The following is a 22420-nucleotide window of genomic DNA, read 5'->3' as shown; positions in this document are numbered from 1 at the left end:
GCACGGGCAAGGCGGTTCGGCCCGGTGTCGCATCTCGCGATGCCGGGCCGCTGCCGTTCCCGCAGACTGGGCCGATGCCGCCCCGCCTCACCGCACCCACCGCCCCCGTCCACGCCTCCTTCCTCGCCGCGATGGCGGAGCTGCGCGCCGAGGGGCGCGGCGGCCCCGACGACGGTTCGGCCGTCGGCCGCGATCTGCGGGAGTACGGCGACCGCTGGCACGACCCCGCCGTCTTCGCCGCGTACACCGCCCGCCTCCGCGCCGCCGCCGAGGAGACCGGCGACGGCCGTATCCCCTGCGACCACTTCTGGTACACCGACGGCCCCGCCTACCTCGGCGGACTGCGCCTGCGCCACCGGCTGAACGACTTCCTGCTCTCCTACGGCGGCCACATCGGCTACGACGTCCGGCCCACCGCCCGCCGCCGCGGTCACGCCACCGCGATGCTCCGCGCCGCCCTGCCCCGCGCCCGTGCGCTCGGCCTCGAACGGGTGCTGATCACCTGTGATGCCACCAACACCGCCTCCCGAAAGGTCATCGAGGCGTGCGGCGGACGGTTCGAGGACCGGCGCGGGGCGAAGCTCCGCTTCTGGGCGCCGACGGGGGAGCGGCCCCGGGTGCCCTGAGACCGCACGGCGAGGGACGTACCGCCCAGGGCCCCCGCCTGTCGGCCGTACCGCCCGGTATTCACCCCGCCGGGCCACCGGCCGGGTGCGGTTCCCGGGACGCCGCCCGTGAGGTCCGCCACTCCCTTTCCGGCGGCCGGAGCGCACCGCGGGGAACCGGCGGTGCGTGTGGCACGTACTCTTGGTAGCAGTACGACCGCACTCACGAAGGACTGAACGACACTGGGCAAGCGACAGCCCGAAGGCCCGCCGCCCGCACCGGCGGTGCAGCGCATCCGTCTGCGCTACACCAAGCGCGGCCGCCTCCGGTTCACCAGCCACCGCGACTTCCAGCGCGCTTTCGAGCGGGCGCTGCGCCGCGCCGAGGTCCCCATGGCCTACTCGGCGGGCTTCACCCCGCACCCCAAGGTGTCGTACGCCAACGCCGCCCCCACGGGTACGGGCAGCGAGGCCGAGTACCTGGAGATCCAGCTCACCCAGGAGCGCGACCCCGCGACCCTGCGCGAGCTGCTGGACGCGTCGCTGCCCACGGGCCTCGACGTGACCGACGCCGTGGAGGCGCGGACCAGCGGACTCGCCGACCGGCTCCAGGCATCGGTCTGGGAGATCCGGCTCGACGGCGTCGAGCCGGCGGAGGCCGAGCGGGCCGCGGCGGCGTTCCTCGCCGCCGAGGAGGTGCAGGTCGAGCGCCGCACCAAGAACGGCATGCGCGCCTTCGACGCGCGGGCCGCGGTCAGCGCGCTGGAGGTCTCGGCCACCGAGGTCGATAGGCCCGGCGGCAGAGCCTGTGCGATACTGCGGCTGGTTGTTCGGCATGTGACACCTGCCGTTCGACCCGACGACGTCCTGTCCGGCCTCCGAGCCGCGGCCGACCTGGCGCCGCCGGTCCCCGCAGCGGTGACCAGGCTGGCGCAGGGGCTGCTCGATGAGGAGACCGGCGCGGTGACCGACCCGCTGGCGCCCGACCGCGACGCTGCCCCGGCCGCCCCACCCACGGCCGCCGGGCCACGTGCCGCGACGGTGACGAGCGGGGGCGACCCGGCCGATGCCGGGCACGGCACCGCGTAGAGCGCCGTCGTCGCGTCGCCGACCGAACCAGGGAGCCACCCCGGTGCGGCAGACGCACTGACCAGGAGACTTTCGCCGGCCCCGGACCACGGGCCCGGCGAGCGAGACGACAGCTCCCGTGCGGCGCCCGCGCCCCGGACCGCAGAGCCGCGCCAAGACGCGGCGCTGCGGCCGGACCAGGCCCGGCGCCCGGGAGCGTGACGGGAGAACCGCCCGCATGCTCGAACCCATTGAGCCCACCGCACCCGCGCCGTCCACGGACCGTGGCGCGGACGACAACCATTCCCCCAGCGACACGCTGCCGCCGCGCCGCAGGCGCCGTGCGGCCTCCCGCCCGGCCGGCCCGCCGCAGGGCGCCGGAGCCGCCGCGGTGAGCGACGCCCCCCGGGCCGCGGCCGCGCCGCAGCCGTCCGAGGCACCCGTCGCGGACGCGCCCGCCGCGGAAGCACCTGCCGCGGAGGCCGCTCCGGCCCGTCCGCGCCGCCGTGCCACCCGTAAGGCCACCGCCCCGGCCGGTACCCCGCAGCCCGCCGCCGAAGCCGCCGAGGCGTCCGCGCCGCAGGCCGAGGCCGCACCCGCGGCCGACGCGCCCGCCGAGGACGCCGCGCCGCGTGCCCGTACCCGCCGCCGGGCGACCCGTAAGGCCACCGCGCCCGCCGGTGCCCCGCAGGGCGCGGACGAGACCCCCGAGGCCACCGAGGCGCCCGCCGCCGAGGCCCCGGCCGCGGAAGCGCCCGCCGCGGAGGCGCCCGCCGCGGAGGCCGTTCCGGCCCGTCCGCGCCGTCGTGCCACCCGTAAGGCCACCGCCCCGGCCGGTGCCCCGCGCGCCGCCGAGGAGGCCCCGGTCGCCGAGGCGCCGGCCGCCGCGCCCGCCGAGGAGACCCCGCAGGCCGTCGAGGAGACGCCCGCACCCCGCGCCCGCCGCCGTGCGACCCGTAAGGCCACCGCGCCCACCGGTGCCCCGCAGGGCGCGGACGAGACCCCCAAGGCCGCCGAGGAGACCCCGGCCGAGCCGAAGGCCGAGGCCGACGAGGCGCCGCGCCGCCGGGCCCGCCGCCGTGGCGAGCGTGCCGCCGAGCCGGTCGCCGAGGCCCCGAAGGCCGCCGAGGAGAAGCCCGCCAAGGAGGCCCCGGCCCGTGGCCGCCGCCGTGCGCAGCGTCCGCCGACGGCCGTCTTCCAGGCGCCGGTCTTCGCCGAGCCGATGTTCCAGACCCCGGAGACCGCGGCCGCTGCCGCCGCCGCGGCCCGCCGCGAGGAGGAGGCCGCCACGGCGGTCGAGCCCGAGCAGCCCCGCGAGGAGCAGCCGGCCGGCCGTCGCCGCCGTCGCCGCGCCGAGCGGGTCGCCGAGCCGGTCGCCGCCGCGCCCGTCGAGGAGCCGCAGGAGAGCGCCGAGGAGGCCGAGGAGGCCGAGGAGGCCGCCGGGCAGCGCGAGGCCGCGCACGACGACGAGTCGGGCGACCGCCCCTCGCGCCGCCGTCGCCGCGGTGGCCGCCGCCGCCGTCGCGGTGAGGCCGCCGACGCGGACGAGCAGGCCGCCGAGGCGTCCGAGCAGGAGCAGGAGAGCGCCGAGGCCGAGGAGCCCGCCGAGGAGCCGGCCGCCGAGGAGCAGGAGGAGGCCGAGGAGCCGGCCGGCGGCTCCAGCAGCAGCCGTCGCCGCCGTCGCCGCCGCCGGCGCAGCGGGGACGACGGTGGGGGCGAGGCCCCGGGCGGCGACGACCCCGAGCGCACCGTCGTCAAGGTCCGCGAGCCGCGCGAGCGCAAGGCGGAGTCGACCGGCGCCGACGAGGTCCAGTCCATCAAGGGCTCGACGCGTCTGGAGGCGAAGAAGCAGCGCCGCCGCGAGGGCCGCGAGCAGGGCCGCCGCCGGGTGCCGATCATCACCGAGGCGGAGTTCCTGGCGCGCCGCGAGGCCGTCGAGCGGGTCATGGTCGTCCGCCAGAGCGGCGAGCGCACCCAGATCGGCGTGCTGGAGGACAACGTCCTCGTCGAGCACTTCGTCAACAAGGAGCAGTCGACCTCGTACGTCGGCAACGTCTACCTCGGCAAGGTGCAGAACGTCCTGCCGTCGATGGAGGCCGCCTTCGTCGACATCGGCAAGGGCCGCAACGCCGTGCTGTACGCCGGCGAGGTCAACTTCGAGGCGCTCGGCATGGGCAACGGCCCGCGCCGCATCGAGACCGCCCTCAAGTCCGGCCAGTCCGTGCTGGTGCAGGTCACCAAGGACCCCATCGGCCACAAGGGCGCCCGCCTGACCAGCCAGGTCTCGCTGCCCGGCCGCTACCTCGTCTACGTGCCCGAGGGCTCGATGACGGGCATCAGCCGCAAGCTGCCCGACACCGAGCGCGCCCGGCTGAAGCAGATCCTCAAGAAGATCGTCCCCGAGGACGCGGGCGTGATCGTCCGTACCGCCGCGGAGGGCGCCAGCGAGGACGAGCTCCGCCGTGACGTGGAGCGCCTCCAGGCGCAGTGGGAAGAGATCCAGAAGAAGGCGAAGACGCCCTCGACGAGCGCGCCGAGCCTGCTCTACGGCGAGCCGGACATGACCGTCCGGGTCGTCCGCGACATCTTCAACGAGGACTTCTCGAAGGTCATCGTCAGCGGTGACGGCGCCTGGGAGACCATCCACGGCTACGTCTCGCACGTCGCCCCGGACCTCACCGACCGGCTCCAGAAGTGGACGTCGGACGTGGACGTCTTCGCGACGTACCGGATCGACGAGCAGCTGATGAAGGCGCTGGACCGCAAGGTCTGGCTGCCCAGCGGTGGTTCGCTGGTGATCGACAAGACCGAAGCGATGGTCGTGATCGACGTCAACACCGGCAAGTTCACCGGTCAGGGCGGCAACCTCGAAGAGACCGTGACGAGGAACAACCTCGAAGCGGCCGAGGAGATCGTCCGCCAGCTGCGCCTGCGCGACCTCGGCGGCATCGTCGTCATCGACTTCATCGACATGGTCCTGGAGTCCAACCGCGATCTGGTGCTGCGGCGGATGCTGGAGTGCCTGGGCCGCGACCGGACGAAGCACCAGGTGGCCGAGGTCACCTCGCTGGGTCTGGTCCAGATGACCCGTAAGCGGGTCGGCCAGGGCCTGCTGGAGTCGTTCTCCGAGCCCTGCGTCCACTGCAACGGCCGCGGCGTCATCGTCCACATGGACCAGCCGACGACGGCCGGCGGTGGCGGCAAGCGCAAGAAGAAGGGCAAGGGCGGCGGCGAGCGCCACGACCACCACGAGCACGTGGCCGAGCAGCCCGCGGAGCCGGTGGCCGAGCAGCCCGAGGCGCCCGAGCTGGAGCCCGCGCCGGTGACCGAGGCGGAGCTGCAGCCCGCGGTGGCCGACGCCGACGAGTGGTTCAGCAGCCCGGCCGAGGCCGAGGCGGCCGCCGCCACGCGCGGCCGTGGCCGCCGCCGGGCGAGCCGGAAGGCGTCCGCCCCGGCGGGCGCGCCGAAGGCCGCCGAGGCCGCCGCGATCGTGGTGCCGGTGGCGGAGACCGCCCCGGAGCCCGAGGCCGCGCCCGAGCCGGAGCCCGAGGCGCCCGCCGCCCCGGAGCCCGCTCCGGCCCGTCCGCGCCGCCGTGCGACCCGTAAGGTGTCCGCCCCGGCGGGCTCCCCGCAGGCCGCCGAGGCGACGGTCGTCGTGGTCGAGACCCCGGAGGTCGCCGAGGCCCCCGCGGAGCCGGTCCAGGCTCCGGCGGAGACCGTCGAGGCACCCGCCGAGGCCCCGGCCGAGGAGGCGCCCGCCGCCAAGAAGACGGCGAAGAAGGCGGCGGCCAAGAAGACCGCCGCGAAGAAGACGGCCGCGAAGAAGACCGCGGCCAAGAAGACGACGGCGGCGAAGACGGCGGCGACGAAGAAGGCGGCGGCGAAGAAGACCACCACCGCCAAGACCGCCACCGCCAAGAAGACCGCCGCGAAGAAGACGGCCGCGAAGAAGACCACGGCGAAGAAGACGACGGCGAAGAAGGCGGCGGCCAAGAAGACCGCTGCCGCCGAGCCTGCCGCGGAGGACTGACGGTCCGAGCCGCGCCCCGGGTCGGTGACGACCCGGGGCCGGTTTGACCCCCAGGTCAAGGCCCCGTAACCTTGACCGTCGGTGTCTGTGACACCAAGCCCCTGAGCAAACACCCCCTGGCTCTCCGCCGGGGGAGGCCGCTCGTCCACTCGGATTTCACGGGAGTCTCCCAAGCCCGTGTGAGCGGCTGGCATCAGAGGATCCGTTTCCAGCGAAGGAGAGTTCCGCGTGTACGCGATCGTGCGCACCGGCGGACGCCAGCAGAAGGTTTCTGTCGGCGACGTCATCGAGATTGACCGCATTTCCACCAGCCAGGTCGGCGACACCGTCGAGCTCTCGACGCTGCTGGTCGTCGACGGCGAGTCGGTCACCAGCGACCCGTGGGTCCTGGCCGGCGTCAAGGTCCAGGGTGAGGTCGTCGACCACCACAAGGGCAACAAGATCCGGATCCAGAAGTACAAGAACAAGACCGGCTACAAGAAGCGGATCGGCCACCGCCAGCTCCACACGGCGCTGAAGATCACCGGCATCGACGCTCCGGCGAAGTAAGGGACTGAGGAGACATGGCACACAAGAAGGGCGCATCGTCCACTCGGAACGGTCGCGATTCCAATGCTCAGCGGCTCGGCGTGAAGCGCTTCGGCGGTCAGGCCGTCAACGCCGGTGAGATCCTGGTCCGCCAGCGTGGCACCCACTTCCACCCGGGCACGGGCGTCGGCCGCGGCGGCGACGACACCCTGTTCGCCCTGGCTGCGGGCGCGGTGCAGTTCGGCACCCACCGTGGTCGCAAGGTCGTGAACATCGTTCCGGTCGCTGAGTAATCAGCCGCCGGGCGACAGCTCAGCAGTAGCACCACTCCGAGGGCGGACCGCCTTTCTCGCGCGAGCGGGAAGGCCGGTCCGCCCTTGGCGTGTTAGTACAGAGACATTCCCGTAGTTATCTGGAGGCACCTCACCATGACCACCTTCGTGGACCGCGTCGAACTGCATGTCGCCGCGGGTAACGGAGGCCACGGCGTGGCCTCCGTGATGCGGGAGAAGTTCAAGCCGCTCGGCGGGCCCGATGGCGGCAACGGCGGACGCGGCGGCGATGTGATCCTCGTCGTCGACCAGGACGTCACCACCCTTCTCGAATACCACCACCACCCGCACCGCAAGGCCACCAACGGCCAGCCCGGCGCCGGTGACCACCGCGCCGGGAAGAACGGCCAGGACCTCGTCCTGCCCGTTCCGGACGGCACGGTCGTCCTGGACCGCAAGGGCAACGTCCTCGCCGACCTCGTCGGGCAGGGCACCACCTTCGTCGCGGGGCAGGGCGGCCGTGGCGGTCTCGGCAACGCCGCGCTGGCGTCGGCGCGCCGCAAGGCGCCCGGTTTCGCGCTGCTCGGCGAGCCCGGTGAGGCCCGTGACATCGTGCTGGAGCTGAAGACCGTCGCGGATGTCGCGCTGGTCGGCTTCCCGAGCGCCGGCAAGTCCTCGCTGATCTCGGTGCTGTCGGCGGCCAAGCCGAAGATCGCGGACTACCCGTTCACCACGCTGGTGCCCAACCTCGGTGTGGTGACGGCCGGTTCGACCGTCTACACCATCGCGGACGTGCCCGGTCTGATCCCCGGCGCCAGCCAGGGCAAGGGCCTGGGCCTGGAGTTCCTGCGCCATGTGGAGCGCTGCGAGGTGCTGGTCCACGTCCTGGACACCGCCACGCTGGAGTCGGACCGTGACCCGCTCTCCGACCTCGACATGATCGAGGCGGAGCTGGCGCAGTACGGCGGTCTGGAGGACCGGCCGCGGCTCGTCGTCCTCAACAAGGTCGACATCCCCGACGGCCAGGACCTCGCCGACATGATCCGCGGCGATCTGGAGGAGCGCGGTTTCCGCGTCTTCGAGGTGTCGGCCGTCGCCCGGCAGGGCCTGAAGGAGCTGTCGTACGCGCTCGCCGAGATCGTGGCGCAGGCGCGTGCCGCCAAGCCCGTGCAGGAGGCGACCCGGATCGTCATCCGGCCCAAGGCGGTGGACGACTCCGGCTTCACGGTCACCGAGGAGGGCGACCACTTCTACCGGGTGCGCGGCGAGAAGCCGGAGCGCTGGGTGCGGCAGACGGACTTCAACAACGACGAGGCGGTCGGCTACCTCGCGGACCGGCTCAACCGCCTCGGCGTCGAGGACGCGCTGCTCAAGGCCGGTGCGCACACCGGTGACGGCGTGGCGATCGGCCCCGAGGACAACGCCGTGGTCTTCGACTGGGAGCCGACGATGGCCGCCGGTGCGGAGATGCTCGGCCGCCGCGGTGAGGACCACCGCATGGAGGCGCCGCGGCCGGCCGCGCAGCGTCGCCGAGACCGCGATGCGGCGCGGGACGAGGCGGAGCAGGAGTACGACGGCTTCCGCCCGTTCTGACAGGCATGGCGAAGGCCCCGGGAGGACGCTCCTCCCGGGGCCTTCGCCATGCCGTGGGCCGGTCAGGCGTCCGTGCGGATGATCACGTCCAGGGTGCGGGGCCCGTGGACGCCCTCGACGCGTTCCAGCTCGATGTCGGAGGTGGCGGACGGGCCGCTGATCAGCGTCGTCGGCCGGTCGGGGACGAGCCGGGCGACGGCCTCGGGGACGCCGACCGCCACGCTCGACAGGTCGACCACGCAGACGTGCAGGTCGGGGACGAGGGTGAGGGCGCGGCGGCCCTGGTCCGGGGAGCCGTCGAGGAAGATCGTGCCGGTCTCGGCGCAGCTGACGGCGGAGGCGGTGACCACGCCGTCGAGGGCGTCCAGCGTGGGCGGTGCCACCGCCGGGTCGTCCTCACGCAGCTCACCGTCGTACGCGGCGAGCCAGGCGCGGTCGAGTCCGGCGGGGATGCCGACGAGGCGGGCGCCGCGGGTGGCGAGGACGGCGGCGACGGTGGCCGCGGTCTCCTCGGCGGTGCAGGGGTGGACCTCGGCGCGGTAGTCGACGAGCCGGTCGGTGAAGAGCGCCAGCCGCTGGGCGTCGGGGAGGGTGCGGCCGGTGCGGTAGGCGCGGGAGACCTCCGCCTCCGGGGCGGGGGCGAGCGCCAGGGCGTCGCGGATCCGGCCGAGGACCGTCTCGCGTGCGGTCGTGGTCACCGTTCCTCCTCGGGGGTGTCGGGCATCTCGGGGGCGGCGGCCCGCTGCCGGGCGCCTTCGGCGGCGGCGTCGCGCAGGGCGGCGGCGCCCTCGTCCGAGGCGAGCCAGGAGCGGAAGGTGTGGCGGGGCGGGACGGGTGTGTCGCGGCTCTCGCTCCAGCCGTTGAAGGGCGGCGGCAGATGGGAGATCGTGCCGTCGCGGCCACCGGCGAGGCGGCCGAGGCGGGCGGCGTTCTGCGCGGCGGTGTAGACCTTGGGCCGCCTCATCACCCCCGCCGCCGCCTTCATGGCGAGCTTCTCCGCGGTCGTACCGGACTGTTCGGTCTTCTGATGGCGCAGCTCGACCAGGAGCGACGGGATGTCGATCTTGACGGGGCAGGCGTCGAAGCAGGCGCCGCAGAGGCTGGAGGCGTACGGCAGCGAGCTGTTGGGGTCGTCCTTGGCGGCGTGCATCCCGGCGAGCTGCGGGGTGAGGACGGCGCCGATCGGGCCCGGGTACGTCGAGCCGTAGGCATGGCCGCCGGCGCGTTCGTAGACCGGGCAGACGTTGAGACAGGCCGAGCAGCGGATGCAGTTGAGCGCCTCACGGCCGACGGCGTCGGCGAGGGCGGCGGTGCGGCCGTTGTCGAGCAGCACGAGGTGGAAGTCCTGCGGACCGTCGCCGGGGGTGGTGCCGGTCCACATCGAGGTGTACGGGTTCATCCGCTCGCCGGTGGAGGAGCGCGGCAGCAGCTGGAGGAAGACCTCCAGGTCCTGATAGCGGGGGATGACCTTCTCGATGCCCATGACGGTGATCAGCGTCTCGGGCAGCGTCAGACACATCCGGCCGTTGCCCTCGGACTCGACGACGGCGAGGGTGCCGGTCTCGGCGACGCCGAAGTTGGCGCCGGAGACGGCGACCTTCGTCGTCATGAACTTCTCCCGCAGATAGGCGCGGGCGGCGGCCGCCAGATGGGCGGGCACGGCGTCCAGCTCCGGGTCGACGCCGGGGATCTCCTTGAGGAAGATCTCCCGGATCTCGTCGCGGTTGCGGTGGATCGCCGGGACGAGGATGTGCGACGGCTTGTCGTGCGCCAACTGCACGATCAGCTCGGCGAGATCGGTCTCGTACGGGGTGATGCCGCGGCTTTCGAGGTGTTCGTTGAGGCCGATCTCCTGGGTGGCCATCGACTTGACCTTGATGACCTCACGGCTGCCGGTCGCCTCGACCAGCTCGGTGACGATCGCATTGGCCTCGACGGCGTCGCGCGCCCAGTGGACGGTGCCGCCGCGCTCGGTGACCTTGCGCTCCAGTTCCTCCAGGAGGTCGGGGAGGCGGTTCATGGTGGCGGTCTTCAGCGCGGATCCGGCGTCGCGCAGCCGCTCCCAGTCGGGGAGTTCGCCGGTGACCGCGAGCCGCTTGGCGCGGATGGTGTGGGTGGCCTTGCCGAGGTTGCGGCGGAGCTGGTCGTTGCGCAGCTCGTCATGGGCGGCCTTGGGGAAGCTGCGGTCGCCGCGGAGATTGCCGGCGCCGTACGGGGCGCGGGGCGGGGCGGCGGGCATGCCCAGGAAGGTGCTCATCGGACGGCCTCCGTCGGGACGTAGGGCGCGGTGCGGGTGGCGGCGAGGATCTGTGCGAGGTGCAGGGTGCGGGTGCCGGCCTTGATACGGGAGAGTCCGCCGCCGATGTGCATCAGGCAGGAGGAGTCGCCCGCGGTGCAGATGGCGGCACCGGTCGAGGTGATGTGGCCGACCTTGTCGTGCAGCATCGCCGTGGAGGTGTCGGCGTTCTTGACGGCGAAGGTGCCGCCGAAGCCGCAGCAGGCGTCCGCCTCGGGCAGCTCGACGAGGTCGATCTCCTCGACGGCGCGCAGCAGCCGCAGCGGCTTCTCGCCGACCCGCAGCATCCGCAGCGAGTGGCAGGTGGGGTGGTAGGTGACGCGGTGCGGGAAGTACGCGCCGACGTCGGTGACGCCGAGCACGTCCACCAGCAGTTCGGAGAGTTCGTACGTCTTCTCCTTGACGGTGGCGACCCCGGTGCGGAGCGCGGCGTCGCCGTAGCGCGCGGCGACGATCTCGTGCTGGTGGCGCACCGAACCGGCACAGGAACCGGACGGCATCACCACCGCCTCGATCGACGCGTCCCCGAACTGCTCGGCGAAGCCGCGGACGAGGGGGACCGGCTCGCGCTGGTAGCCGGTGTTGACGTGCATCTGGCCGCAGCAGGTCTGCTCCGGCGGGAACACCACCTCGTGCCCGAGTCGGGTGAGCAGCAGGGCGGTGGCCTTCACCGCGTCCGGGAAGAGCGTGTCCCCCAGGCAGGTGGCGAAGAGTCCGATACGCATGGAGCGCCTCCCACAGAGTTTTATGGTCCGACCATTCTAGCGTCGGTCCGGAAGCGCGGGCAGGAGGCGGCGCCGAGCGGGGTGTGCCGGGATACGCGTACGCCGAAGTCGGGTAGGCCGGGGGAGGCCCTGGAACGCGGAAAAGCCCTGGCCACGGGCTGGCCAGGGCGGGAGGTCACACGGACCGCGGGCTACGCGCCCGCGTCCCCCGCATCACCGGAGGCGGGCCCGTCCGCCGTCTCGTCCGCATCCGCCACCAGCGTCCCGTGGAAGCCGCGGATATGGCGTTCGGCGAGGTCGGCGGCGGCCGTGCCGTCGCCCGCGCGGACCAGGCGGAGCAGTTCGGTGTGGTCGGCGTTGAGGGCGGCGGCGGTGGCCGGCCAGTCCTCGGCGGCCTCCAGGGCGCGCAGGATCAGCGGGCGGACCGACTCGCGGACCGCGGAGGTCAGCGTCGAGGTGAGGTCGTTGCCGGAGCTGCGGGCGATGGCGACGTGGAAGCGGGTGTCCAGATCGTTGAAGTCCGCGGGGGACAGGCCCGCCGCGCCCAGCCGTTCCAGCAGCTCCTCGGCCTCCGCCAGCGCGTCCGGCGCACCGTGGCGCGCCGCCGCCTCGAAGCTGGAGCGCTCCAGCGTGACCCGGGCCTCCAGGACGTCGTGGAGGCTGTAGCTGCCGAGCGCGAAGTGCAGCCGCAGCAGCCGGCCGAGCGCGTCGTCGGGATGGCGCACGATCCGCGCCCCGGCGTCCGCGCCCCGGCCCGCCTGCGCGACCAGCACCCCGATGGTCTCCAGCACCCGCAGCGCCTCGCGCAGCGCCGAGCGGCTGACCCCGAGCACCGGCGCCAGCTCCCGCTCCGGCGGCAGCCGGTCCCCGGCCTTCAGCTCCCCGGCGAGCACCTGCGCCTCGATGCTCTCCAGCACCAGCTCATGCGTGCGGACCTGCCGCACGGGGCGCCACTCGGCCATCGGAATCCCTCGGCTCGCTCTCGTACCGGACCGGCGACTGTCGCCTGCGGATGTCCCGCACAGTCTATGGTCCGACCGGGTACGGACGGCCGCCGGGAGCGGGCGCCCGGGAACGCCGGAGGGGCCCGCCGTCGACCGGCGGGCCCCTCCGGACCGGTGTGTCCTCCCGTGGCTCAGACCGCCGCGGGCGCCTCCGGGGTACCGGGCTCCGGTGCGGCCGCTGCCTCGGTCTTATCGGCCTGCGCACGCGGACCGGGGATACCGGCCAGGCGGCGCTCCATCCGCGCGCGGCGGGCGTCGGCCTCGGCGGCCAGGTCCAGGGCCGCCTGGTTGAAGCGGACCGACGAGGGCGGGTCCGACGGGCCGAGCAGATGCTCCTTGAGGGCGGCGCGCTCGGCCGCGAAGATGTCCAGCTCGGGGTTGCGGACGCTCTCCAGCAGCCCGGCGACGCCGTCCGCGGCGGGCGTGAGGATCGCCGCGGCGCGCACCGTCGGGAAGTTGGTGCGGAACTCCTCCTCGCTCATCCCGGAGGTGTTGGCGACGGCGTACGGCTTCTCGCTGGTGAGGTAGTCGGAGACCACGCTGGAGACGTCGCTGATCAGCACGTCCGCCTGGTTGAAGCAGCCGAAGATGCCGGGGCGGGCGGTGGTGATGACGAGGTGTTCCCACTCCGGGAAGGACGCGAAGTAGGCGCTCTCCCAGGCGTCGGCGGCGGTGGTGACGGCGGCCGCGCGGCCCTCCGGCGGCGTGCCCTGGAGCCGCATCCGCTCCAGCTCGTCCGCGCTCTTGCGGAACGACATGGTGGTCAGCGCGGCCAGCTCCGCCTCCCGGCGGTCCAGCTCGGCCACGGCCCCGTCGTCCGGCCGCGCACCGCCGCGCCGGGTGTTGGCCTCCGCGATCATCGCCTGGATGCGGACATTGGCGGCGCCCGCGCGCGGGTCCACCGAACCGGTCATCGGGTGCGGCTTGTAGAGCAGCCGCACCTTGGGGTCGGCCAGCAGCTCCCGGACGATGTTCTCGCCGGCCAGGATCACCGAGGTGTTGCCCGGGTTGCCGTCCCAGCCCTCCCAGGTCGGGGCGTACAGCACCGTCGTCATCCGGTCCGCGGCGGGCGCGCCCGCGTACGGCCGGATCGGCGCCAGCTGCGGGCGGCCGACCTCGACGACGTCCTTGTCCTCCACGCCGATGTCGGCGAGCTGGTAGCGCTCCCGGGCCGCCGGACCCGCGACCCACACCTCGTCGTACGCCTTCGCGTACGGGTTGCAGGACGACAGCTTGTCGCTCTCACCGTGGTTGATGAAGGCGTGCTTGATGGAGGGGATGCGCAGGATCTGCGAGGTCTTGCCGGAGTTCGCCGGGTGCAGCAGCAGCTTGAGCGCGGAGTGCTCCAGGCGCATCAGGTTGGCGACCTTCGGGATGCAGACGATCGGGATGTCCGTCGCCTCGATCTTCTGCACCATGAACCGCTCACGGAGCACGATGATCGGCTTGCCGTCGAGACCGGCCAGCGTGGAGAGCCACATGTTGGCCTGGTACGCAGAGGTCGCGCCGCCGGAGAAGTACATCCCGACCGTCGGCTCGTACGCGGCCAGCCACCGGTCCAGCCACTCCAGCGCGCGCGCCTCGCCGAGTACCCGCTTCTTCGGCATCAGCCAGGTGCCCAGGTAGACCGAGCCGCCGATCGAGAGGAGCAGCGAGACGGCCAGTCCGACGCCGCCCCAGAACGCGTCGGTGGTGATCGCGGTGACCATCATGCCGATCGTGGTCGGCACCGAGAAGCGCAGCAGACGGCGGCCGGTCTGCCGGGACAGCAGGCGCGGCGGCGCGTCGGAGAGGCCCAGCGCGCTCGCGTCGACGTTCCGCGTCACGAACGGCAGCGCACGGCTGCGCCGCACCAGCACCGCGAGGGCCTGGCAGACGAAGTGGGTGCCGTAGAAGACCAGCAGCGCGATGGTGAGCGGCGCCTGCTCGACGAGCGGGTTGATGCCGTCGATGTGCAGCAGGCCGACCAATATCAGCATGTCGCGCAGCAGCTGGCGGACCGTGACGTCGAAGCGGACCCGGCCCAGCACCGCCAGCAGCCCGGGCTGCTTGTGCTGGAGGAACAGGTCGAGTCCGAGATTGACCACGGATGCGACGATGAACAGCGGTATGACGGGCAACAGCGCACCGAGAAGCTGGGCGATGAAGGCGACCATCATCGCGAGCAGCGCCGCGAGCTGTACGGCTCGGCGGGGGGCGATTCCGGCGGAAGGCACGGGGAAGGGCTCCTGGCAAGCAAAAAGAAAGGTCAGGTGACGGCCGAGGGGGCGGCCGGGCCCCGCGCTGCGACGCGCCAGGGGGTGCCCTGGGGCGGGGGAAACGGGACCGGTGGACACCCGACCGTATGACCTTGTCGGCTCCGGTGACAATCTGCTGTGGTTCTCATCACCGCGAATACGGACCAAAGGCACGCAACCTCAAAGGCGCCATCACCGTCTTAACCGACTTGTCGCAGCCGTCCGTTGTGCCAACGCCCTTGCCGCGCCCGGCCGTCGCGCCCGGCGGCGCCCGGCGTGAGCGGAAGCACACCGCGCCCGCCGCCCGCGCACACCGTCCACCGCGTCGTCCAGCAGGCGAAATCGCCACGCACCGGGCCCGCCCGCTGCCGTAGATTGCCTGCACCGGACGCGGCCCGCGGGCCGTCCGGCACGGTGGTACCGGACGCGAGCACAGGGGTAGCAGGTGGCAGGGGCGAAGCAGGAGGCGGCGACCGACGGGACCTCCGGGGGCGCGGGGCCGCGCGAGGGCGTCGCCGAGGCCCGCCGGGTCGTGGTGAAGGTCGGCTCGTCCTCGCTGACCACCGCCGCCGGGGGGCTGGACGCCGACCGCGTCGACGCACTGGTGGACACGCTGGCGAAGTACCGCGACAAGGAGATCGTGCTGGTCTCCTCCGGCGCCATCGCCGCGGGCCTGGCCCCGCTCGGCCTCGACCGGCGCCCCCGCGACCTCGCCCGCCAGCAGGCCGCCGCCAGCGTCGGCCAGGGCCTCCTCGTCGCCCGCTACACCGCCTCCTTCGCGCGCTACGGCCGCCGCGTCGGCCAGGTCCTGCTGACCAGCGACGACACCAGCCGCCGCGCCCACTACCGCAACGCCTGCCGCACCCTGGACCAGCTCCTTGCCATGGGCGCCGTGCCGATCGTCAACGAGAACGACACGGTCGCCACCGACGAGATCCGCTTCGGCGACAACGACCGCCTCGCCGCCCTCGTCGCCCACCTCGTCCGCGCCGACCTCCTCGTCCTCCTCTCCGACGTCGACGGTCTCTACGACGGTGACCCCTCCACCCCCGGCACCACGCGGATAGCGCAGGTCAGCGGGCCGAAGGACCTGGAGGGCATCGAGATCGGCAGCGCCGGGCGGGCCGGGGTCGGCACCGGCGGCATGGTCACCAAGGTCGAGGCCGCCCGGATCGCCGCGGCGGCCGGCGTCCCCGTCGTGCTGACCTCCGCGGTGCACGCCGCCGACGCGCTGGCCGGCGGCCCCACCGGCACCCACTTCCTGCGCACCGGCCGCCGCTCCGCCGACCGCCTGCTGTGGCTGGCGCACGCCTCCACCCCGCGCGGTGCGCTCGTCCTCGACGACGGTGCGGTGCGCGCGGTCGTCGAGCGGAACTCCTCGCTGCTGCCCGCCGGGATCGCGGCGGTGGAGGGCGAGTTCACCGCGGGCGACCCGGTCGAGCTGCGGGACCCGTCCGGCGCCGCCGTCGCCCGCGGGCTGGTCAATTTCGACGCCCGGGAGATCCCCCGGCTGATCGGCCGCTCCACCCGGGACCTCGCACGCGAGTTGGGCCCCGCCTACGAGCGGGAGGTCGTCCACCGCGACGACCTCGTCCTCCTCGGTCACTGACGTTTCGGCCGCGCCGCCGGTCCCGTCCGTCCCACCGGTGACGCCGCTGTCCGGGGCCCGCGGCCACCGCGCGCGGCGGCCCCCGGGGCGGAGCGGCGTGCCCCCTTTCCGCGGGGACCTTCGCCAAAACGCCCCCGCGACGCTCCGTGGACTGGTCCACTTTGTTGCGGGGGCACCGCAGGTGAGCGGTGCCCGCAGCACGCCGGGAAAGAACCCACCGATCGGCTCCGCACCCGCGCGGGGCGATTCGCATCATGCAGCACAGGAGGCCGCCGTGGTACGAGGGCGCCCAGGGGCACCGCTCCGAGGGACGGCGAGGCCCACACTGACCAGCGTCGGGACCGGCACCCCGCCGGACGCCCCGGCCCGGCCGGACGCCGCCGACCGCACCCGACCGCACGCCGCACCGCAACCGGCGCCGCACACCGGGGACCGCGAGGTCTCCCGGCTGTGGCACATCACGCTCAGCGTCTCCGGGGCCCACGCCCCGCTGGCCGACGTCCGGCGGGCCCTCGAACAGCTCGCCCACGACCACCCGTTCCTGCTGACCAGCCGCTACGCCAACGACCACGCCGAGATCCGGTACTGGGAGGAGGCCCGCGACCTGCACGACGCCGCCGCCGTCGCGCTCCGCCTCTGGGGCGAACACCGCTCCACGGCGGGCCTGCCGCCCTGGGAGATCGTCGGCCTGGAGGTCATCGACCGCGACACCTACCACCAGCGCATCGCCGAGGGCTACGGCCCGCCACCGGCGGCACCGGTCGGGGTACATCCGTACTGAGCACGGCGGACGGGACGGGCGGGCAGGTGAGGGGATCGGCCCGGCCCATCCCGCCCGGCCCGTTCCAGTAGGTCGCCCGGCCCGCTCCGCTCCGGCGTCCCTCCCGCCCCGCCCGGTCGCCCGGTGCGCTCCCGCCCGTCCCGCTCCGTGAACCACCCCGTGGCACCGCGCCGCCGCTCGTCTAGTCTTCCGCCCATGACCAGCAGCGCCTCGCACTCCTCACCCGTCCTCGCGACCGCGGCCCGCGCCCGGGAGGCCGCCGCCCTCCTCGCGCCGCTGCCGCGCACCGACCGCGACGGCGCCCTGCTCGCCATCGCCGACGCCCTCGTCGCCCGCACCGACGAGATCGTCGCGGCCAACGCCGAGGACATCGCCAAGGCCCGCGCCGCCGGCACCCCCGAATCGCTGGTCGACCGGCTGACCCTCACCCCGGAGCGGGTCGCCGCCATCGCCGACGACGTCCGGCACGTCGTCACCCTGCCCGACCCGGTCGGCGAGGTCGTCCGCGGCTCGACCCTCCCCAACGGCCTCGACCTGCGGCAGATCCGCGTCCCCCTCGGCGTCGTCGGCATCATCTACGAGGCCCGGCCCAACGTCACCGTCGACGCCGCCGCCCTCTGCCTGAAGTCCGGCAACGCCGTCCTGCTGCGCGGCTCCTCCTCCGCGTACGCCTCCAACACCGCCCTGGTCACCGTCCTGCGCGACGCCGTGGCGTCCGCCGGACTCCCCGCCGACGCGGTCCAGCTGGTGCCCGGCGAGAGCCGCGACGCGGTCAAGGAGCTGATGCGCGCCCGCGGTCTGGTCGACGTGCTGATCCCGCGCGGCGGCGCCTCGCTCATCCGCACCGTCGTCGAGGAGTCCACCGTCCCGGTCATCGAGACCGGCACCGGCAACTGCCACGTCTACGTCGACGAGGCCGCCGACATCGACATGGCCCTCTCGATCCTCGTCAACTCCAAGGCCCAGCGCCCCAGCGTCTGCAACGCCGCCGAGACCGTCCTCGTGCACGCCGGGATCGCCGACGCGTTCCTGCCCCGCGCCCTCGAAGCCCTCACCCAGGCCGGCGTGATCGTCCACGGCGACGCCGCCTGGCAGCAGGCGGGCCCGGGCCTGGTCGCCCCCGCCACCGAGGAGGACTGGGGCACCGAGTACCTCTCGTACGACATCGCCGCCGCCGTCGTCCCCGACCTCGACGCGGCCGTCGCCCACATCCGCCGCTGGACCTCCGGCCACACCGAGGCGATCGTCACCACCTCGACGGCCGCCGCCCGCCGTTTCACCCAGTTGGTCGACTCGACCACGGTCGCCGTGAACGCCTCCACCCGCTTCACCGACGGCGGCCAGTTCGGTTTCGGTGCCGAGATCGGCATCTCCACCCAGAAACTGCACGCCCGGGGCCCGATGGGACTGCCCGAGCTGACCTCCACGAAGTACCTCGTCACCGGCGACGGGCACATCCGCTGACCCCCGCGGGCGAGCCCGTCGACTCCGCTCCCTGCCCAAGCCGCCCGGGCGGGGCTAATCTGGACGGGTGCCGGACGACGCGGGGGGCACGCCGTTCCCGGACGGCGAACAGCCCGACGAGCACGACCACGGGAGCCACGGAGCGGACGAGGACTTCGCCTCCGTGGTCTTCGACGAGGCGTTCGTCCGCGCCGCGCAGATCCACGAACCCTCCGCCGTCGAGCGCCTCGTCGCCGCCGCCGAGGCCCGCGCCGGTCTCGCCGTCGGCCCCGAGCACGAGAGCGGCGACCCCTTCGACGACCCCGGCGGCCGGGACCCGTACGGCGCCCACGACGACACCTTCGCGCCCTACGGACCGTACGGGCCCTACGGCGGCGCGTTCCGCCCCTACCGCGGTACCGCCCACTGGCACCGCCCGGTGGCCTGGGTGCTCGCCGTCGTCATGGGCGTCGGCCTCGTCGCCCTCGCCTTCACGGCCGTCCACCGCACCGCCGGCGCCGGGGCCCCGGGGCGGCCCCCGGCCTCCAGCGGACCGGACACCCCCTCCGGCGGCCCGCAGCCGGGCCCGGCCCGCCCCGGCCTCCCGCCACCCGCGTCCGCCGGAGCCGTCCCGCCGTCCGCGTCGCCCGTCCCGTCCGGGTCCCGGTCGCACTGACGGCCCGGGGCGCGCCCGGGACATACGGCGTCGGCCCTTCCACGTTTACGCACCGCCCCGCCGACCTACCCTGGTGATATGAGCGGACGAGGTGACCCTCCCGAGGGGACGCCGGACGGCGCTCCGGGAGGCGGCGAGGACGAATACCGGTCGATGGTCTTCGACGAGTCGTTCATCCGCGCTGCCCGGCTCCAGGAGAACTCCGCCGACGAACGCCTCGGCGAACACCACGCCCCCGCCGTCCGCCCCCGCCGCCCCTGGGTGCGCCTCCCCGGCTCACGCCAGGCGCTGCTGCTGGTCCTGCTGATCGTCATCGCCTTCGGCACCGCCGTCTACATGGGCATCCGCCACCCGTACCAGGCCGCCGAACCGGGGCTCGGCGCGCAGCCGCTGCGCTCGTCGGTGGTGCCGCTCACCCCGCCCGGCGCCGTGCCGGGCGGCGCCCCCGGTGATCTCTACGCCCACAGCCCGGCCGCCCACTTCCGGGTCGGCGCCGCCGGCGTCGACATCCCGGCGAACACCGCGCGCACCCCGCACTTCTCCGGCGGTCAGGTCGTCGAGGCGCTGCGGCTGGCGAAGGAGTACCTCGTCCGCTCCTCGATCGACCCGGCCACCCTGACCGGCGGCAACGTCCGCTCCGTGCGGCTGCTGCTGGACACCGGGCAGCTCGATCAGTTCGACCGGAGCATGGCGCGCCCCGTCGACGACGGGCGGCACGCGGCGACCGGCTGGCTGATCCGCTTCGACCACGGCACCACGGCCCTCGCCGACCGGAACGTCCGCGTCGACGGCACCCTCGGCGCCTCCGAGAACGGCCCCGACTCCCTGGACGTCACCGCCGACTACACCTTCGTCTACGCGGTACGGGCCACCGGCGGCGCCGACCAGCACGCCGCCCACGGCACCGGGAAGCCGGTGCCCGGCGCCTCCTCGCTCTTCACCGTCCGCCGCGAGATCCACTTCCGGCTGGACCGCCAGGACCTCGCCGAGCACCGCCTGGAGGTCACCCAGAGCAGCCTCCAGGCCGGGCCGATGGCCTGCGCCCCGCAGGCGGACGTGCTGCGCCCGCTGCTGGCCGGCCAGCACGCGGGGGACGCCCGCCCGGCGGGCACCGATCCCTACTCCCGCCAGTGGGCGAACCCCTCGCTCTGCGGCCGGCTCTCCGCTACTTCCCAGCCGACTCCGAGCCACCCGATCCGCTAGCGCCGTCGCCGCCGGCGCCCGGACGCTGGGTGCCGCGGAAGACGGTGTCCCGTAGCTTGCCGCCGAGGTCGCCCGCCCCGCCCGCGATGTCCCGCACCAGACCCATCAGCGGGTCCTTGCTCTGGCGCACGGAATCGGCGTAGTGGGACGCGGAGTCGCGGAAGGAGTCGGAGACCGAGGTGTCCTTGTCCTCCTCGCGCCGCGCGTAGTGGCCGTCCATGATCCGCTGGTAGTCGCGGCTGGCCGCCCACTTCTTCAGCTCGGCGGCGCGCACCGTGGTGAAGGGGTGGCTGCGCGGCAGGACGTTGAGGATCTTCAGCACGGAGTCGCGCAGATCGCCGCCCGACTCGTACTCCTCCGCCTGCTCCAGGAACGCGTCGACGTTCATCTCGTGCAGGTGGTTGCCGCCCGCCAGCTTCATCAGGCCGCGCATCGAGGCGTGGACGTCCTGCCCGACCAGCAGCCCGGCGCGGTCCGCCGACAGCTCCGACTTGCGGAACCACTCGCGCAGCGCCGTCACGATCGCCATCACCGCGACATTGCCGAGCGGGATCCACGCCACCCGCAGCGCCATCTTCGTCAGGAAGAGCAGCAGGGTGCGGTAGACCGCGTGCCCGGACAGGGCGTGACCGACCTCGTGACCGATGACCGCCCGCATCTCCTCCTCGTCCAGCAGCTCCACCAGACCGGTGGAGACCACGATGATCGGCTCGTCCAGACCGATGCACATGGCGTTGGGCTGCGGGTCCTGATTGACGTACATCGGCGGGACCTTCTCCAGGTCCAGGATGTAGCAGGCGTCGCGCAGCATGTCGTTGAGGTGCGCGAACTGCCGGTCGCTGACGCGGACCGAGTCCGACAGGAAGAGCAGCCGCAGGCTGCGCTCCGGCAGCAGGCCGCTGAGTGTCTTGAAGACGGTGTCGAACCCGCTGAGCTTCCGCAGCGCCACCAGCGCCGACCGGTCCGCGGGGTGTTCGTACGAACGGGACGAGATACCGGGGAATCGCCTGCGGTCCCGGCTCGGTACGCGCTCGCCGCCTGGGCTCTCCGTCATTGGGGCCTCCCCCTGTTCGACTGCGTGTGATTCAGACTAGAGGACGCCACCGACACCCGATTGGATGCTCGGGCGTACGCTGACGTCGTACCACTCGACCGCACAGTCCCGTACAAAACGGAGCGCCCCGCCATGACGATTCCGAGCGTGCTGCTCGCCGCTTCCGACGCCGCCGCGACGGCCGGTGCCACCGGCGTCTCCCACGCCGACGACGGCCCCGGGTGGCTGCTGCGCGGCGTGATCATCGTCGGTGTCCTCGGCGCGATCCTGCTCGCCTGGTTCCTGCTGCGCGGCTACGGCGACTCGGACCACAACTGACCGACGCGGCACGGGAGGTGGGGCCGCCGGGCACCGTGCCGGGCGGCCGTCCGCACCGGCCCCCGGCGGAGTCGCCGTGATCTCGCGCGGGCCCGCCGCTTACGATGTGGCGGAAGTCTCTGCCCGCCCCCAGCCCGGATTGGTCTCCCGACGATGAGCCTGCACACCCCCGCACAGTCCCTGGTCGCCCTTGCCGAGGGAGGTCAGCACGAGAGCCTCAACCCGCTCATCACCGGCGGCGGTGCCTTTGTCATCCTGCTCCTCCTGCTGGTGATCACCACCCGCTTCAACCGGGACCGCTGAGCCCGGTACCCGGCCTCCGGCACGGCGCGGCGCCCAGTAGGGTCTGCACGCATGGGAGAGCACACAGAGCCCGTGAAGCGGCGACTCGGAGTGATGGGCGGGACGTTCGACCCGATCCATCACGGACACCTTGTCGCCGCCAGCGAGGTGGCCAGCCAGTTCCACCTCGACGAGGTCATCTTCGTCCCGACCGGGCAGCCGTGGCAGAAGAGCCACAAAACGGTGTCCCCGGCCGAGGACCGGTATCTGATGACGGTCATCGCGACCGCGTCGAACCCGCAGTTCTCCGTCAGCCGCATCGACATCGACCGCGGCGGCAAGACGTACACCATCGACACGCTGCGTGACCTGCGGGCGCTGCACGGCGACGCCGATCTGTTCTTCATCACCGGCGCCGACGCGCTGGGCCAGATCCTCACCTGGCACGACGCCGAGGAACTGGTCTCCCTCGCGCACTTCATCGGCGTCACCCGGCCCGGCCATGTGCTGGCCGACCCCGGGCTGCCCGACGGCGCGGTCTCCCTCGTCGAGGTGCCCGCGCTCGCCATATCCTCCACCGACTGCCGGGCGCGCGTCGCCCAGGGCGACCCGGTCTGGTACCTCGTGCCCGACGGCGTGGTGCGCTACATCGACAAGAAGCAGCTCTACCGCGAGAACGGCTGACGGGGCGGATCG

General features: G+C 73.6%; 20 protein-coding genes. 14 read left to right on the top strand and 6 right to left on the bottom strand.

The window, feature by feature from the left end; translation table 11 throughout:
* Positions 1-74 precede the first annotated feature (74 nt).
* From ACZ4U4_RS24885 to obgE, 6 genes are all read left to right on the top strand, one after another.
* A complete protein-coding gene (locus tag ACZ4U4_RS24885) occupies positions 75-626 on the top strand; it encodes a GNAT family N-acetyltransferase (RefSeq protein WP_467878259.1) in 552 nt (183 codons plus the stop codon).
* A 264-nt stretch (positions 627-890) separates the two neighbouring features.
* Positions 891-1694 (top strand): TIGR03936 family radical SAM-associated protein, encoded by an 804-nt coding sequence (locus ACZ4U4_RS24880; RefSeq protein WP_467878256.1) that lies wholly within the window; start codon positions 891-893, stop codon positions 1692-1694.
* A 217-nt stretch (positions 1695-1911) separates the two neighbouring features.
* Positions 1912-5703, top strand: coding sequence for an Rne/Rng family ribonuclease (locus ACZ4U4_RS24875; RefSeq protein ID WP_467878253.1), 3792 nt, complete (start codon positions 1912-1914; stop codon positions 5701-5703).
* Positions 5704-5931: 228 nt separating this feature from the next.
* Positions 5932-6252 (top strand): 50S ribosomal protein L21, encoded by a 321-nt coding sequence (gene rplU, locus ACZ4U4_RS24870; RefSeq protein WP_467878251.1) that lies wholly within the window; start codon positions 5932-5934, stop codon positions 6250-6252.
* 14 nt (positions 6253-6266) lie between these two features.
* Positions 6267-6524, top strand: a complete 258-nt coding sequence (rpmA, locus tag ACZ4U4_RS24865; protein WP_009717948.1) for a 50S ribosomal protein L27 — start codon at positions 6267-6269, stop codon at positions 6522-6524.
* 135 nt (positions 6525-6659) lie between these two features.
* Positions 6660-8096, top strand: coding sequence for a GTPase ObgE (obgE, locus tag ACZ4U4_RS24860; protein WP_467878247.1), 1437 nt, complete (start codon positions 6660-6662; stop codon positions 8094-8096).
* A 62-nt stretch (positions 8097-8158) separates the two neighbouring features.
* Here the strand turns inward: obgE and ACZ4U4_RS24855 are convergent, their stop codons facing one another.
* The 5 genes from ACZ4U4_RS24855 to ACZ4U4_RS24835 all read right to left on the bottom strand — a co-directional run bounded on the left by ACZ4U4_RS24855 (position 8159) and on the right by ACZ4U4_RS24835 (position 14337).
* On the bottom strand, positions 8159-8794 hold the full coding sequence (locus tag ACZ4U4_RS24855) for a LutC/YkgG family protein (RefSeq protein ID WP_467878244.1): 636 nt from the start codon (positions 8792-8794) through the stop codon (positions 8159-8161).
* Positions 8791-10353: a lactate utilization protein B gene (locus tag ACZ4U4_RS24850; protein ID WP_467878241.1), complete on the bottom strand. Its 1563-nt coding sequence runs from the start codon at positions 10351-10353 to the stop codon at positions 8791-8793. The genes ACZ4U4_RS24855 and ACZ4U4_RS24850 overlap by 4 nt, the downstream gene beginning before the upstream one ends.
* Positions 10350-11117: a (Fe-S)-binding protein gene (locus tag ACZ4U4_RS24845; protein WP_467878239.1), complete on the bottom strand. Its 768-nt coding sequence runs from the start codon at positions 11115-11117 to the stop codon at positions 10350-10352. Before ACZ4U4_RS24845 ends, ACZ4U4_RS24850 begins: the two co-directional genes overlap by 4 nt.
* Positions 11118-11308: 191 nt before the next feature.
* Positions 11309-12079, bottom strand: coding sequence for a FadR/GntR family transcriptional regulator (locus ACZ4U4_RS24840; RefSeq protein WP_467878237.1), 771 nt, complete (start codon positions 12077-12079; stop codon positions 11309-11311).
* Between the two features lie 173 nt (positions 12080-12252).
* Positions 12253-14337 carry a hypothetical protein gene (locus ACZ4U4_RS24835; RefSeq protein WP_467878235.1) on the bottom strand — a complete coding sequence of 695 codons (2085 nt, stop codon included), beginning with the start codon at positions 14335-14337 and terminating at the stop codon, positions 12253-12255.
* A 553-nt stretch (positions 14338-14890) separates the two neighbouring features.
* Here ACZ4U4_RS24835 and proB point away from each other — a divergent pair.
* From proB to ACZ4U4_RS24810, 5 genes are all read left to right on the top strand, one after another.
* Positions 14891-15967, top strand: coding sequence for a glutamate 5-kinase (proB, locus tag ACZ4U4_RS24830; protein ID WP_467878363.1), 1077 nt, complete (start codon positions 14891-14893; stop codon positions 15965-15967).
* A gap of 274 nt (positions 15968-16241) precedes the next feature.
* Positions 16242-16748 (top strand): hypothetical protein, encoded by a 507-nt coding sequence (locus ACZ4U4_RS24825; protein ID WP_467878232.1) that lies wholly within the window; start codon positions 16242-16244, stop codon positions 16746-16748.
* A 195-nt stretch (positions 16749-16943) separates the two neighbouring features.
* Positions 16944-18212, top strand: a complete 1269-nt coding sequence (locus ACZ4U4_RS24820; protein ID WP_467878229.1) for a glutamate-5-semialdehyde dehydrogenase — start codon at positions 16944-16946, stop codon at positions 18210-18212.
* Positions 18213-18279: 67 nt separating this feature from the next.
* Positions 18280-18867: an SCO2584 family spore wall biosynthesis protein gene (locus ACZ4U4_RS24815; RefSeq protein ID WP_467878227.1), complete on the top strand. Its 588-nt coding sequence runs from the start codon at positions 18280-18282 to the stop codon at positions 18865-18867.
* 78 nt (positions 18868-18945) lie between these two features.
* Positions 18946-20070: an SCO2583 family membrane protein gene (locus ACZ4U4_RS24810; RefSeq protein WP_467878225.1), complete on the top strand. Its 1125-nt coding sequence runs from the start codon at positions 18946-18948 to the stop codon at positions 20068-20070.
* On the opposite strand, the gene ACZ4U4_RS24805 is transcribed toward ACZ4U4_RS24810, so the two are convergent.
* Positions 20033-21124: a M48 family metallopeptidase gene (locus tag ACZ4U4_RS24805; protein WP_467878222.1), complete on the bottom strand. Its 1092-nt coding sequence runs from the start codon at positions 21122-21124 to the stop codon at positions 20033-20035. The two genes, ACZ4U4_RS24810 and ACZ4U4_RS24805, sit on opposite strands and share 38 nt — an antisense overlap.
* Before the next feature lie 132 nt (positions 21125-21256).
* On the opposite strand from ACZ4U4_RS24805, the gene ACZ4U4_RS24800 reads away from it, so the two are divergent.
* The 3 genes from ACZ4U4_RS24800 to nadD all read left to right on the top strand — a co-directional run bounded on the left by ACZ4U4_RS24800 (position 21257) and on the right by nadD (position 22408).
* Positions 21257-21442 (top strand): hypothetical protein, encoded by a 186-nt coding sequence (locus ACZ4U4_RS24800; protein ID WP_467878219.1) that lies wholly within the window; start codon positions 21257-21259, stop codon positions 21440-21442.
* A 153-nt stretch (positions 21443-21595) separates the two neighbouring features.
* Positions 21596-21745 (top strand): hypothetical protein, encoded by a 150-nt coding sequence (locus ACZ4U4_RS24795; RefSeq protein ID WP_467878217.1) that lies wholly within the window; start codon positions 21596-21598, stop codon positions 21743-21745.
* A gap of 51 nt (positions 21746-21796) precedes the next feature.
* Positions 21797-22408, top strand: a complete 612-nt coding sequence (nadD, locus tag ACZ4U4_RS24790) for a nicotinate-nucleotide adenylyltransferase (protein WP_051739587.1) — start codon at positions 21797-21799, stop codon at positions 22406-22408.
* The last annotated feature ends 12 nt before the right edge of the window (positions 22409-22420 follow it).

Source organism: Streptomyces sp. NPDC029159 (assembly GCF_055564055.1).
The sequence above is the reverse complement of the archived record's forward strand: the minus strand, read 5'-3'. Positions and strand labels throughout refer to the sequence as shown.

What these genes read in the sequence shown, in the direction of transcription:
- ACZ4U4_RS24885 (WP_467878259.1), top strand. Translation starts at nt 75, where the DNA reads ATGCCGCCCCGCCTCACCGCACCCACCGCCCCCGTCCACGCCTCCTTC.
- ACZ4U4_RS24875 (WP_467878253.1), top strand. Translation starts at nt 1,912, where the DNA reads ATGCTCGAACCCATTGAGCCCACCGCACCCGCGCCGTCCACGGACCGT.
- rpmA (WP_009717948.1), top strand. Translation starts at nt 6,267, where the DNA reads ATGGCACACAAGAAGGGCGCATCGTCCACTCGGAACGGTCGCGATTCC.
- obgE (WP_467878247.1), top strand. Translation starts at nt 6,660, where the DNA reads ATGACCACCTTCGTGGACCGCGTCGAACTGCATGTCGCCGCGGGTAAC.
- ACZ4U4_RS24850 (WP_467878241.1), bottom strand. Translation starts at nt 10,353, where the DNA reads ATGAGCACCTTCCTGGGCATGCCCGCCGCCCCGCCCCGCGCCCCGTAC.
- ACZ4U4_RS24845 (WP_467878239.1), bottom strand. Translation starts at nt 11,117, where the DNA reads ATGCGTATCGGACTCTTCGCCACCTGCCTGGGGGACACGCTCTTCCCG.
- ACZ4U4_RS24840 (WP_467878237.1), bottom strand. Translation starts at nt 12,079, where the DNA reads ATGGCCGAGTGGCGCCCCGTGCGGCAGGTCCGCACGCATGAGCTGGTG.
- ACZ4U4_RS24820 (WP_467878229.1), top strand. Translation starts at nt 16,944, where the DNA reads ATGACCAGCAGCGCCTCGCACTCCTCACCCGTCCTCGCGACCGCGGCC.
- ACZ4U4_RS24810 (WP_467878225.1), top strand. Translation starts at nt 18,946, where the DNA reads ATGAGCGGACGAGGTGACCCTCCCGAGGGGACGCCGGACGGCGCTCCG.
- ACZ4U4_RS24805 (WP_467878222.1), bottom strand. Translation starts at nt 21,124, where the DNA reads ATGACGGAGAGCCCAGGCGGCGAGCGCGTACCGAGCCGGGACCGCAGG.
- ACZ4U4_RS24800 (WP_467878219.1), top strand. Translation starts at nt 21,257, where the DNA reads ATGACGATTCCGAGCGTGCTGCTCGCCGCTTCCGACGCCGCCGCGACG.
- ACZ4U4_RS24795 (WP_467878217.1), top strand. Translation starts at nt 21,596, where the DNA reads ATGAGCCTGCACACCCCCGCACAGTCCCTGGTCGCCCTTGCCGAGGGA.
- nadD (WP_051739587.1), top strand. Translation starts at nt 21,797, where the DNA reads ATGGGAGAGCACACAGAGCCCGTGAAGCGGCGACTCGGAGTGATGGGC.